10 protein-coding genes are annotated in these 12,464 nt (G+C 41.2%); all 10 read right to left on the bottom strand.

Annotated features, from left to right (window positions below; translation table 11 throughout):
- Positions 1 to 21 precede the first annotated feature (21 nt).
- The 10 genes from IM500_RS02020 to IM500_RS01975 all read right to left on the bottom strand — a co-directional run bounded on the left by IM500_RS02020 (position 22) and on the right by IM500_RS01975 (position 12,378).
- Positions 22 to 273 carry a hypothetical protein gene (locus IM500_RS02020; RefSeq protein WP_002760725.1) on the bottom strand — a complete coding sequence of 84 codons (252 nt, stop codon included), beginning with the start codon at positions 271 to 273 and terminating at the stop codon, positions 22 to 24.
- A gap of 5 nt (positions 274 to 278) precedes the next feature.
- The gene (locus IM500_RS02015; RefSeq protein ID WP_190719063.1) at positions 279 to 1,037 is read right to left on the bottom strand and encodes a hypothetical protein; all 759 of its coding nucleotides are present in this window, start codon (positions 1,035 to 1,037) and stop codon (positions 279 to 281) included.
- Positions 1,038 to 1,067: 30 nt separating this feature from the next.
- The gene (locus IM500_RS02010; RefSeq protein WP_147068834.1) at positions 1,068 to 1,460 is read right to left on the bottom strand and encodes a Mo-dependent nitrogenase C-terminal domain-containing protein; all 393 of its coding nucleotides are present in this window, start codon (positions 1,458 to 1,460) and stop codon (positions 1,068 to 1,070) included.
- 556 nt (positions 1,461 to 2,016) lie between these two features.
- Positions 2,017 to 3,774, bottom strand: a complete 1,758-nt coding sequence (argS, locus tag IM500_RS02005; protein WP_287737529.1) for an arginine--tRNA ligase — start codon at positions 3,772 to 3,774, stop codon at positions 2,017 to 2,019.
- Between the two features lie 92 nt (positions 3,775 to 3,866).
- Positions 3,867 to 4,193 carry a type II toxin-antitoxin system VapC family toxin gene (locus IM500_RS02000; protein ID WP_242034513.1) on the bottom strand — a complete coding sequence of 109 codons (327 nt, stop codon included), beginning with the start codon at positions 4,191 to 4,193 and terminating at the stop codon, positions 3,867 to 3,869.
- 59 nt (positions 4,194 to 4,252) lie between these two features.
- Complete coding sequence (gene vapB / locus IM500_RS01995) at positions 4,253 to 4,480, bottom strand: type II toxin-antitoxin system VapB family antitoxin (RefSeq protein WP_190719058.1); 228 nt, start codon at positions 4,478 to 4,480, stop codon at positions 4,253 to 4,255.
- Between the two features lie 41 nt (positions 4,481 to 4,521).
- Complete coding sequence (ispF, locus tag IM500_RS01990; RefSeq protein WP_190719055.1) at positions 4,522 to 5,001, bottom strand: 2-C-methyl-D-erythritol 2,4-cyclodiphosphate synthase; 480 nt, start codon at positions 4,999 to 5,001, stop codon at positions 4,522 to 4,524.
- 225 nt (positions 5,002 to 5,226) lie between these two features.
- Positions 5,227 to 5,358, bottom strand: a complete 132-nt coding sequence (locus IM500_RS01985) for a hypothetical protein (RefSeq protein ID WP_277925588.1) — start codon at positions 5,356 to 5,358, stop codon at positions 5,227 to 5,229.
- 231 nt (positions 5,359 to 5,589) lie between these two features.
- Positions 5,590 to 8,406: a preprotein translocase subunit SecA gene (secA, locus tag IM500_RS01980; protein ID WP_190719052.1), complete on the bottom strand. Its 2,817-nt coding sequence runs from the start codon at positions 8,404 to 8,406 to the stop codon at positions 5,590 to 5,592.
- A 774-nt stretch (positions 8,407 to 9,180) separates the two neighbouring features.
- Positions 9,181 to 12,378, bottom strand: a complete 3,198-nt coding sequence (locus IM500_RS01975) for a type ISP restriction/modification enzyme (protein WP_287737528.1) — start codon at positions 12,376 to 12,378, stop codon at positions 9,181 to 9,183.
- Positions 12,379 to 12,464 lie beyond the last annotated feature (86 nt).

The raw sequence follows: 12,464 nt of genomic DNA, 5'->3' as shown, positions 1-12,464 counted from the left end.
TTTTTTAGCAATAACGACAAATTAGATTCTTTCCACACTGCCAAAAAAGACGGGTTCCACGCGAATAGCAATGACACTAGCCGGACGTAAAACCATATATTCCCCTTGGATATTTCTGATCGGAACATTGATAAAATCCTGGGAATCGGCTTTCGGAACTAATTCGTTACTGTACCACTTTTGAAATTCTTGGATAGTCAAAAAACGGACTTCCTCGCGATGTCCACTGCTTAAGAACAAATGTACGGCGTACTCGTCAGCTTTTCTACTCATTTTTTTTAACTAATCAGATTGAATTTTTGTAATAAAGTTGCCATTAAAGGCGGAAAAGTGAGACGCAATTCGCTCAGATCCGAGAAAATTAATTTTTGGTAGCTTGGCAGGTCAAAAGCTAGTTTACCCTTTAATTCCGCTCGATTTTGATAGGTTAACAGAATTTGTCCGCCCTGTTTACAAGCGATCGCATAACCTAATTCTACACCCACTAGGGGACTGGGCAGTAATTCCGTTTCCTTTTGGCTAATCGCCGTAGCATCGGCAATAAATAATAAACTTTTGCGAATTTGGCGTAATTGACTATCACTCAATCTGGTGACATTGCCCTCAGTTCGGGGCGTTTCTTCCATGGTTAAGGGCAAACGGGAGCGTTTATTGAGATTTTCGACGGTTTCGGTCAAAATTGTTCTTAAAGCGGTGCTAGAGTCCTTAAATTGGCTTTGGGAGCTAAAATAAATGACGGGATCCAACCAAGCGCTGAGGTCCTGTTTAGTAAAGTAAATTTCTTGGGAAATCAGGTCAATATTCGAGATGACGTAACCGCCACTACCTTCGAGGTAAAATTCCACCCTTTCCCCTTCTAGATAGCGTTGGAACCAGACAGAACCCTGTATCGTCAGACTATCATCGAGAAAATCGGCTCTTAAACCCGATTTTAAGAGACTATTGCGACTTAAGCGCAAGTCGTGGGGACGTTTGACAACCTCGCGGATAGGTTCGTATTTGTCCAGATACCAAGCTTTCAGGGCAATGATGGCCATAGGTGTGGCGATTAAAGACACTCACCCATTCTAGCAGTAAGCACCGATATCCTCTCCACATTCATCGGCTAGGTAAGAAAGAGCGCGAAATCTTAACATCATTAGGTTTTCGTAGAGGGGATTTAGCTTGCAAAGGGGCGGAATCTCTAGAATTGTCCGGCTAAATAGGGTAATTTTCCGCGCAAAGGGACATTGAGCCGGAATTAGACGACAAATCCGATGAGCCAGTGCAGGTGTATTAATCTCTAGGCGATCAATTCGTTGCCGCAGGGGTTGCCATAAATCCCATTTTGGTTGCGGTGACGGGTTTTTCCGATTGCCTTTCGACCAAGGGGCAATCCAATTAGACAAAATTATTTTATTTGTGGTATAATCTGATACATCAGCATCGGCCATAGTCTTACCTTCTATTGATTGACTCATAAGGTTCTATCTGAGATTACGACAGGGCGAACAATCTTTCCCGAAAATCCTCTGGGACGTTCGGACATTTGACCGCTTTAACGATAACATCCCTGGGATAATAGGTGTGGCCTACCGCGTCAGCGGCCCGGATGCGGGAGTAAGCTATTAACTATCTAAACTACTCGTTAAGACTGTCTATGAGCGAGCAGGGAGCAGGGAGAGGAAGTTTGAGCATTTGTACTAACTTCCCATCTTCGAGTTATCACCTGAAAGCGAATAGGCAACAGACGACAATAAGATAACGTCACGAGTGAGTTTAACTAGATTAATCTCTAAGCTTCACCCAAAGATATTGGCTCTGATTAGAGCTATTTCTAGGTTAGCAAAAACTCAGGTTTTTTCACGTCAGCATAGTACACTTTTTCTGGGTATAAAATAGCACCCGCTTTTGTCAAAGATACGCAATCCAAGGGGTGGGGTGCGGGTTGTGGGAATTATGAATTTTTCAGTGAACAGTAAACAGTAAACAGTGAACTGATAACTGATAACTGATAACTGATAACTGATAACTGATTTACATTCTTTCCAAAACGGGGATTCCCAGGAGAGATAAGCCTAATTTTAGGGTTCTTGCCGTCAAATCACACAAAACTAAACGAGAGGTTTTAATCGGTTCTGCCGCTTTCAGAACGGGACAATTCTCATAGAAACGATTATACTTTTTACTGAGTTCATAAAGATAATCACATAAACGATTGGGTAATAAATCCTCTTCCACGGCACTAATTACTTCCGGCAGTTGCAGTAATTGTTTAGCCAGAATTAATTCGCTTTCATCCTTGAGAATTAGCGATGAATTGGCACTTAAATCCTGAAAATTAATACCACCTTCGCGACTGATACTCTGGACTCTAGCGTAAGCGTACAGCATATAGGGGGCGGTGTTGCCTTGCAGATTGAGCATTTTGTCGTAACTGAAAACGTAGTTACTATGGCGATTTTGGCTGAGATCGGCGTATTTAACGGCACTTAATCCGACAGTTTCGGCAGTCTTAGCGATAAAATCGCCGGTTTCTTCTCTTTCCTCGCTTGCCAGTCTTTTTTCTAAGTCAGCCAAGGAACAGGCGATCGCTTGATCGAGTAATTCTTGTAATTTTACCGTCTCCCCGGAACGAGTTTTTAATTTTTTACCATCTTCCCCTAAAACTAATCCAAAAGCGACGTGAACCACTGCCACATTATCGGGCAAAAATCCCGCTTTTTTAGCCACCTGAAATACTTGGGCAAAATGGTTAGCTTGTCCAGCATCGGTGACATAAATTATTCTTTCAGCTTTATCTTGACGCACTCGATAACAAATTGCCGCTAGATCGGTGGTGGCGTAATTATAACCGCCGTCGGATTTCTTGACAATTAGGGGTAAAGGCTCCCCCTCTTTGTTGGTAAAACCATCGAGAAAGACGCATAAAGCACCGTTGTCTTCTGTTAGCAATCCCTGTTGATCTAATTCTCTGATTATCGCTTCCAGGTAGGGATTATAAAAAGATTCCCCCCTTTCGGTCAGTTTTATATCGAGAATATCATAGATTTTCTGAAATTCCCGTCGTGATTGTTGACAAAGTAACTGCCATGCTTGACGACTTTGAGGATCACCCGACTGTAATTTTACTACAGCTTGACGGGCCGTTTCTTTAAAGTTTTCGTCTTCATCAAAACGAATTTTGGCCTTTTTATAAAAGCTAACTAAATCCCCTAAATCGAGAGCATCTGCTTGGGTTAAAGCGCTAGGATGAGCTTCTTGTAGATAGGTGATTAACATCCCGAATTGAGTACCCCAATCCCCAACGTGATTAAGACGAATTACTTGATGATGACGAAATTCCAAAATCCGAGCAATACAATCACCAATTATAGTTGATCGCAAGTGACCGACGTGCATTTCTTTGGCAATATTGGGACTGGAAAAATCGACAATAATTTTTTGACTGGGGTTAGCAGCGACAACTCCTAAACGGTTGTCAGTAATTAGGTCTTTTAATTGGGTTTCTAGATAACTGGGTTTAAGGGTAAGATTGATAAAACCGGGTTCGGCAATTTCGGGGGTTTGACAGAGATCATCTATCTCTAGATTTTTTAGTAAAGTCGCCGCCACTTCCCGCGGTTTTTGTTTTAATTCTTTGGCTAAAGAGAGGGAAATATTACATTGATAGTCGCCAAAACGGGGGTTACTAGCGGCCACAATTAGAGGATCGGTATCAGCGAAGTTTTCCCCAAAGGATTTAACTAGGGATTGGGAAAAACGCTCTTTTATTTGTTGGATAATGGCAGTCATAGAGAGAATTTAGCAATGAATGTTAGAAATCTATGGGTAATTAGGAAATTTATCTTGCTCTCATCCTGAATAGAATTAAGCCGAACGGGGCATTATGTCCATTTTCTTGGTACATTATAAGCATCAAATTTAGTATCTTTACTAATTAGAATTAGCGATCTGTTTAGAGATTGAGCAATTAGCATTCTATCAAATGGATCACGGTGATGCAAGGGTAAAGTACAAATTTTTAGAGTATCAGAAAATGATATAGACAGCAAGGTTATATCTGATGCTTCTAGTTTAGTTTCAATGGTTTCATAACTTTTTTGTAGGGCTAACTTACCTAAATTTAACTTAATCGCAATTTCCCAGAGACTAACAATACTGACATAAACTTCAGGAGCAAAATCTATTTCCTCCCGAAGATTATCAGGCAAGTTAGGATCGTTTTCAGTTAACTAGATGAAAGTATGGGTGTCCAGAAGAAAAGATGTCATCACATATATTCCTGAAAATCTTCCAAAGACTGATCAAAGTCATCGGACAAAGGCAAGGTAAATGTACCTTGTAAAATTCCTGAACGACGTTTCCTAAGAGAAGGTTTCTCTATAATAACATCTGATTGATAATTGGCCATCAAATATTCAGCATAGTGAAGCAGCTCTATTTTTAAGAACTCTGGCATTGCTTCGACAGTTTCTAAGATTTTTGTGTCTATATTCATAGGTTTGGGATACTTAATTTGAGCTAGTTATTACTAATTACTTATTCCTTAACCAATAAAACCACGGCATAAACTGCGATACCTTCTTCTCGTCCTACTGGTCCCAATTGTTCGTTAGTAGTGGCTTTAATTCCCACCTGTTCCGGATTAATCTTGAGAGTTTCTGCTAACTTGGTTCGCATCGCAATAAGGTGGGATTTCATTTTCGGTTTTTCGGCGACAATTACCGAATCAATATTATTAATATGCCAACCTTTATCGATAATTAATTGATTAACTTGCTCTAATAATTTTAAACTATTCGCCCCTTGCCATTGCGGGTCTGTGGGGGGAAAATAATGACCGATATCGCCTAAACTAAGCGCCCCCAGCATGGCATCCATAATAGCGTGGGTTAAGACATCGGCATCACTGTGACCCAATAAACCGACAGTATGGGCAATTTCTACTCCTCCTAAAATTAAAGGTCTTCCTGTTACCAATCGGTGGATATCGTAGCCGTTACCAATACGAATATTCATAGAGTAGTACCCTTGCAGTTATATTAATTATCTTATCGCAAAAGGGAAGGAGAAACGGGGAAATATTTATTTGTTTTTAATGGGTGCATCTTATTTTTGTCAATCTACTAAGTAAAACGTAGGGTGCGTTAGACGGCAGAAATTGCTGCTTTGACTTGAAGGTAACAATCCGTCGTAACGCACCACCTATCATCAACTAAGTAGCCAGTTACAATTAAAGATTTATTATAACTCGATCGCTGTTAAAATTGCGGTAGAATCGGGAGAGTGACTCGGAGTTTTTTCTTGGGGTGCCGATTCCCGCAAAGGATAGCCATTTATTCTATCAGATTGAGAAGATATTAAGTATGATAACACTTGTGATTATGTTTTTCGCTGCCTTGCTGGCAGCTGCCGATTTTACTTACCAAGTTTTGATTCATTTTCCCGTACAAATCCTCAATTTTTTGGGGTCGTTACTGTCCTATGGAGTGATTGGACTGATAATTTTCGTCCTAGTGTGGATTGTGGGTGACTGATTTCTCAGGGGAAAAAAATGAGAGAATCAGCCTTAGCCAATTCTCCCCAATTTCAGCCAACTTTTAATTTTTACTGTTCACTAGCCACTGCTTGGGGTTGTCCTTGCGGTTGGAATTGGAACAGGGAATAAACCACGTTACGACGGATATCAATCATCATTTCTAAAAACATCTCGTAGCCTTCCTGTTTATACTCAATTAGGGGGTCTTTTTGACCGTAACCGCGTAAACCAATCGACTCGCGTAAAGCTTCCATAGCTTGCAGGTGTTCGCGCCATAACATATCGATTTGTTGCAGGATAAAATAACGTTCGGCATCGCGCATTAAACCGGGACGAATACTATCCACTTGACGTTCTTTAATTTCGTAAGCTTTGCGAACTTCTTCGTGTAGGAACATCTTGATATCATTAACACTCATATCCTCGATATCTTTAGCGGTAATATCTGCCAAGAGATAGACGAATTCCTGAGATTTACTAATCAGTTTTTCTAAATCCCATTCTTCCGCCGGCAGTTCGGGATTAATATAAGCCATGACGATTTCATCCATGGTTTTTTCGGCGTATTGCAGCACCTGTTCTTTTAAGTCCATCCCCTCCAAAACCCGACGACGTTCGGCATAAATAGCGCGCCGTTGATTATTCATCACCTCGTCGTATTCAAACACCTGTTTCCTGGCATCATAATAGAAGGTTTCCACTTTTCTTTGCGCTCCTTCCAGGGAACGAGTTAACATTCCCGATTCAATGGGCATATCTTCTTCCACCCGGAAGGCATCCATTAAACCCGCCACGCGGTCGCCACCAAAAATCCGCAATAAATTGTCTTCTAGGCTTAAAAAGAAGCGTGTGGAACCGGGGTCGCCCTGTCTGCCCGCCCGGCCTCGCAATTGGTTGTCAATACGGCGGGATTCGTGGCGTTCCGTCCCGATAACGTGCAGTCCGCCCCTTTCTACTACCTCATCGTGTTCTTTACCTGTGTAATCTTCATAACTTTTGCGAATTAATTTATAGACTTCGCGTAACTTTTGAATAACCGGGTCATCCGTGGGGGCTTTTTCGGCCGCGATGGCGATTTTTTCTTCTACTTCTAATTCGGGTAAACTTTGAGTTCCGTGGGTATCAACGGCAAATTTAACCGCTTCTTTCAGGGCATTTTCTACCTCTTTCGGTAACTCGGTGGGAAAAATTTCCGCCGAGGCGCGCCAGTTTTTTTTCTTCTTACCCGGGGCGAATCCTTGCGGGCGATTGCGTTCTCCTAAACTGGGTAAACTAAAGGCCAAATTGTCATCCTCGGGCATAACTAATTTCGGCATTAAATACTCGCGAATTTTCAATCGGGCCATATAATCGGAGTTACCACCGAGGATGATATCGGTTCCCCGTCCCGCCATATTCGTAGCAATAGTTACGGCCCCAGCCCGGCCTGCTTGGGCGACGATTTCCGATTCCCTTTCCACGTTTTCCGGACGAGCATTAAGTAAGTTATGGGGAATCTTTCTTCCCTGTAATAACAGCGAAAGCACTTCTGATTTTTCCACACTGGTGGTACCAACTAAAACCGGGCGACCCTGTTCGTGCATTTGTTGACATTCTTCGGCGACGGCGTTCCATTTTGCCTGTTCATTTTTATAGACCACATCGGCTAAATCTTGCCGACGAGAAACGCGGTTAGTGGGAACAATTGTTACTTGCAGGTTATAGACTTTTTCTAGTTCCGTTTCTTCGGTTTTAGCCGTCCCAGTCATGCCGGATAATTTCGGATAGAGTAGGAAAAAGTTTTGATAGGTAATCGTGGCTAAGGTTTGGGTTTCCTGTTGAATTTCTACCCCTTCCTTAGCCTCCACTGCCTGATGTAAACCATCGCCCCAACGTCGCCCCGGTAATACCCGTCCCGTGAACTCATCAACAATAACAATTTCACCACTGCGGACGATATAGTTAACGTCTTTTTTCTGGAGTTCTTTGGCACGAATAGCGTTAGAAATATAGTGCGCCCAGGGATTTTCTTGGTCGTATAAATCGGTAACTTCTAATAGTTCTTCCGCTCTTTTAAAGCCTTCATCGGTCATTAAAACGTTACGGTCTTTTTCGTTAACTTCGTAGTCTCCCGGTCCGTCTTCTACTTTTTGGCGCACTAATTGCTTGGCGATTTCGGCGGCGAGAATATATTTTTCTGTGGGTCGATCGATCTGTCCTGATATAATTAATGGAGTTCTGGCCTCATCAATAAGAATGGAGTCCACTTCGTCGATAACGCAGTAGTTAAAGGGTCTTTGGACAACTTCCCCCATCACTGTAGCCATGTTATCGCGCAGATAATCGAAGCCGAGTTCGCTGTTAGTGGTGTAGGTGATGTCACAGGCATAATTTTTCTTTCTTTCTTCCGGACTCATGCCGGCTTGAATTAGTCCCACACTTAACCCTAAAAAGCGATGTACCTGCCCCATCCACTCCGCGTCACGACGGGCGAGATAATCGTTGACGGTGACGACGTGAACCCCTTTTCCGGTCAATCCATTCAAATAAGCGGGGAGAGTGGCAACCAGGGTTTTTCCTTCCCCGGTTTTCATCTCGGCGATTTGTCCTTTGTGCAGTACCATTCCCCCCAATAACTGCACGTCAAAGTGACGCATCCCTAAGACTCGGATTCCCGCTTCCCGGACAATGGCGAAAGCTTCGGGGAGGATTTCCTCGAGAATCTCCTCTCTTTGCTCATAATTTCTCGCTTTGTCTAATCTTTCCTTAAATTCGCTGGTTTTGCCCCTTAATTCCTCATCGGACAGGTTTTTAATATCCTCTTCCAGCAGGTTGATTTCGGTGACGAGGGGCTGAAATTTTTTAATTTTGCGGGCGTTGGGGTCTCCGAGTAGGGCTTTTAACATAGCAGTTTTTATTCTCTCGCTTCGATTGGCTCTTGGTCTGTGGTGTTAACAATTGTATCACTCTGGTTGGGAGTGGAGAATCATTTATCGGTGAAAAGGGACGGCGTTGTCAGATTCAGAAGAGGAAAGATGCAATGCTCCCAACTGATTCGGAGCATCTTTCAATTTGACAACGCCGATTGTAGGGCTAATTCATGAATTAGCCCTACGCCGATTGTAGGGCTAATTCCACTGCTAAATCGAGCGACCCCTTCGACTTGGCTCAGGGCAAGTCTTGTTCCCCACTTAAGCCCAACTATCGGCACTATTCGTTCATTAAACACTAATTGTCAAGATGCCATGTAATCTTTCCTATCAAAGTAATTTCAGTTCCGGTGCTGATTCGGAGATCTTTCAATTTGACAACGCCAAAATTTTTGAGACATTTCAATATAAATTTAAAAGGCAACCGCAACAAAAAAGGAAGAAAAACCCTAATAAATATAACCTAGAAGACGCTTTATCTGTGGTTGAAACCTGCGATAAAATATCAATCTAGGGTTTGCGGCAAAAAGTACGGGCGAAGCATTCGGATAGAAAATCTCCGGTTTCACCGATAGGTTATTGCCCGAATGCTTCGCCCCTACAGGACGCGGGCCGATGAAAACGCAAGGTTTTGAAGCACAATTCTCTCAAAATCTTGCACCTGTACTGATTATTGATTCTCCCTTTTACCTGTCCTGATATGTAGCCTATAGTCAACGGATTTAGTATTAATCTTCTCTCACTGGTGGCTTAACTAAAGGGGAAACCACCATATTTATTGATAATTATATCTATAGTTTCCATAATTGCGATCGATTCGCCCAAAATGGAGATAATTTGTTGATAATGTTCTAGGTCATCGTAGCTAAGGTGGCGACCTTTGCGGTCTTTTAGCCACTTCTGACACACTTGATAACCGCCGATATAAAAGTTCCAAATTTGGGGCGGAATCCCCGCAAAATACTGGTCAGAATTAATCGAAATTTGTTGTTTATTTTCGTTATATTTCACCTGTTCGACTAGATTAGAACCCGCCACGGGATAGCTACTAATTTCTTTTCCCGTTGCTTTCATCAGGTGTAACTGCACTAATCTGTCACCTTTTTTGACTAATTCCCAGAATAATTCTTGATTACTGGTGAGAGGAACACGAGGAAAGTCTATTTTTAAAAATTCGGCGTAAAGTTGGCGATATTGGGGAGAGTGAAAGACGGCATAGATATAGTTAAAAATGTCCTCTGGTCCAAAGGTTTTCTTTTCTTCTCCTTTGCCATCACTGATAAATTCTAAGCCAAGTTTTGCCGAAAGTTTGTTAATAAATTCTGGCGCTAGATTGGGACGGCGACCATTTGGCGAGTTGGTTGCTTCTGTTTCAAATAGGGTTGGGGTATTGGTTGGGTAAAGATAAAGGGGGAAAATATTAACTCCACCTCTTCTAAAAATATTAGTATCAATGGCATTCTCAAAAACAGTAATCAAAGCCCATTCAGGATCATTAACCGCAATTCCTTGGCGACCTATACCTATACCAATGTTATTCTTATTCATCGTATGCTGAATTATTTCATGCCTCAACCGATTTACTAAAGCATCATGATGATAATAAGGTCTAATATCAAGAGGTCTATATAAACATTGAGTGAAATAAGATTGCCAATTAGATTCAGAGGTAAAAGATTTTCTCTTTTGATTTAAATTCCAATCTAAACTGTCTTCCAACTTATATTTATTTTTTATTTCTGAATCATTGATAAGTGTATTTCTAAAGTCATTGATTCGCTCTATTAATTTAGATTTATCAAAATCATAGACAAAGTGATCTCTATGGGTTTTGATGCCAGAACCGTTTGTCAACATGATTGTATCAAGTTCCCAATATTTTTTATATTCATCAGATGAGACTTTGCTCTGAGGATTAAATAGGTAAAAATCTGATTTGGGATTTATAATTTCCCATTCAGTTGAACTAATATCATTTTCATCTAACCAATAATACTTACCCCCAACTAACTCCTTATGCTCTTTAACCTCTCTAACACCCCACAAATCAGCATGATAAACCTTGGCTAAATCTTGCTGACTATCTTGATACTTAATAAAAAACGCAATCGCTACACCTTGCTGAATATCAAACACATTTTGATCGGGTGAACCGTCGGGACAAACTTCTTTTTTCTTACTATTCCCATGCAAATCTAAAATATAAATCTCATCAAAAGTCTGCATCAAATTTTGACGCATTCCCCGAAAAGTGGGATTATCCAAATAACCATGATTTGTAATTAACGCCACAACTCCATAACCAGTTTCCGCTACCCGATACTGAGCAAAGCGAATAAACTTCACATAATCATCTAATAAACCTTTAGGGTTTCTCTCTCCCAATGGTTTTCCATCTAATTGATAATAATCCTTAACCAAATTCACAATCCAAGGGTCAGTATTCATCGACTGATAGGAATAGGGTGGATTGCCTAAAATAACCATAACTGGCATTTCTTGCTTAACATCTTTTGCCGCGGCTGCTTCATCGCGAATACGATTTAAAAAACCATCAGCAGGGGGAATTTGAAAAGCTTCCTGTAGGGTGTTAGTGAGATAGATTCCTAAGCGTTCATCGGCACTAAAATCATAGCCTAATTCCTGAAGTTGTAAACCTAATTTCATGTGTGCTACGGTGTAGGGAGCCATCAGTAATTCAAACCCAAAGAGACGGGGTAATAAATGTTTACTGACATAACTAGACCACATCCCTTGCTGTTGACGAAAACTATCATAGATATGGTCGATAACAGAGTGTAAAAAAGTGCCAGTTCCCACAGCAGGATCGAGGATTAAAACTTGGTGAACTTCCTGAGTTTCTTGGCTATCATTAGGATGCTTAATCGTAATTTTTTTGGCATCGGCCAAACCTTTAGGAATCTGAAACTTATTTTTCAGAATATAGTCCACACTGCGAACCATGTAAGAAACCACGGGTTCAGGGGTATAATAAACACCCCTAGACTCACGCATTTTACTATCGTATTCGGCTAAAAAAGTCTCATAAAAGTGAACTACAGGATCCTGCTTGCGCGTGCGTTTTCCAAAGCTGCTAAGAATCCCCTCCATGTCCGTTTGTTGTAAAATAGTCGCTAGAGTATCCACGGCCCAAGTAATCCGCTCATCTAATTCTGTACCAGCAATTTGATGAAAAATTCCCCGCAAAAAAGGGTTAGTTTTTGGGAGTCGAAATGCTGCCGTTTCCCTGGAAAAAGAACTTATTTGATCCGTATTACAGCGTGCTGCGAATAAACCATAACAGATTGTTTGTGCATACATATCCGCGAACTGCGCTTCATTGAGATCACTAATTAAAACTCGTTGAAAAGATTGCAATTGTTGCCGCAACATTCCCCCGCAATCTTGATCTTTTAAAGCTTGGCCGATTGCGTCTCGAATTAACTGCGCTAAAGCGGCCATTTTTTTGGCTAATTCTCGAGGTGTTGTTATCTGAATAACTTTTGAGAGGAAAAATTGACAGAACAATTGTTCTACTTGTAAAATACCCTGGGAATCAGGTTTAATTTGCTTTTTTTGATTAAGAGTTGCCACGGACGCTGATAGACGCAATTCTCCCGATACATACCAACGAAATTCTAAATGATCGGTGATAATTAAATTACCTAAAGCCTGTAAATAACGTTTTATTTGGGGAGTATTTTCAATCTTTTTGAGAGAAGTTCCGATATCTTTTGCTTCCAGATGGCCAATTTCTACCATACCCTGATTAATCACAAAATCTGGAGCGCCACAAGCAATCCTTTTGGGTTCATTGAGAGCTTGTAGGTTATTATTTAGGGATTCAATTAATTTTTTTAAAGCAGGACGATAACTGTGTTCTGTGGCGTTACCCTGTTGATAAATGCCTGTGATTTCCTCTAGATATTTTGGCAGTGAATTACTCATTATCAGTGTTGCATACAAACGTTCTTCTCTAGATAAAATATAACCTCATTTGCCCCCAATGTCCACTGCCCTCATCCTACTTTATC

The organism is Microcystis sp. M179S2 (assembly GCF_020245805.1).
Classification (GTDB): domain Bacteria; phylum Cyanobacteriota; class Cyanobacteriia; order Cyanobacteriales; family Microcystaceae; genus Microcystis; species Microcystis aeruginosa.
Note: the sequence above shows the minus strand (reverse complement) of the source record. Positions and strands in the feature narration are given on the sequence as shown.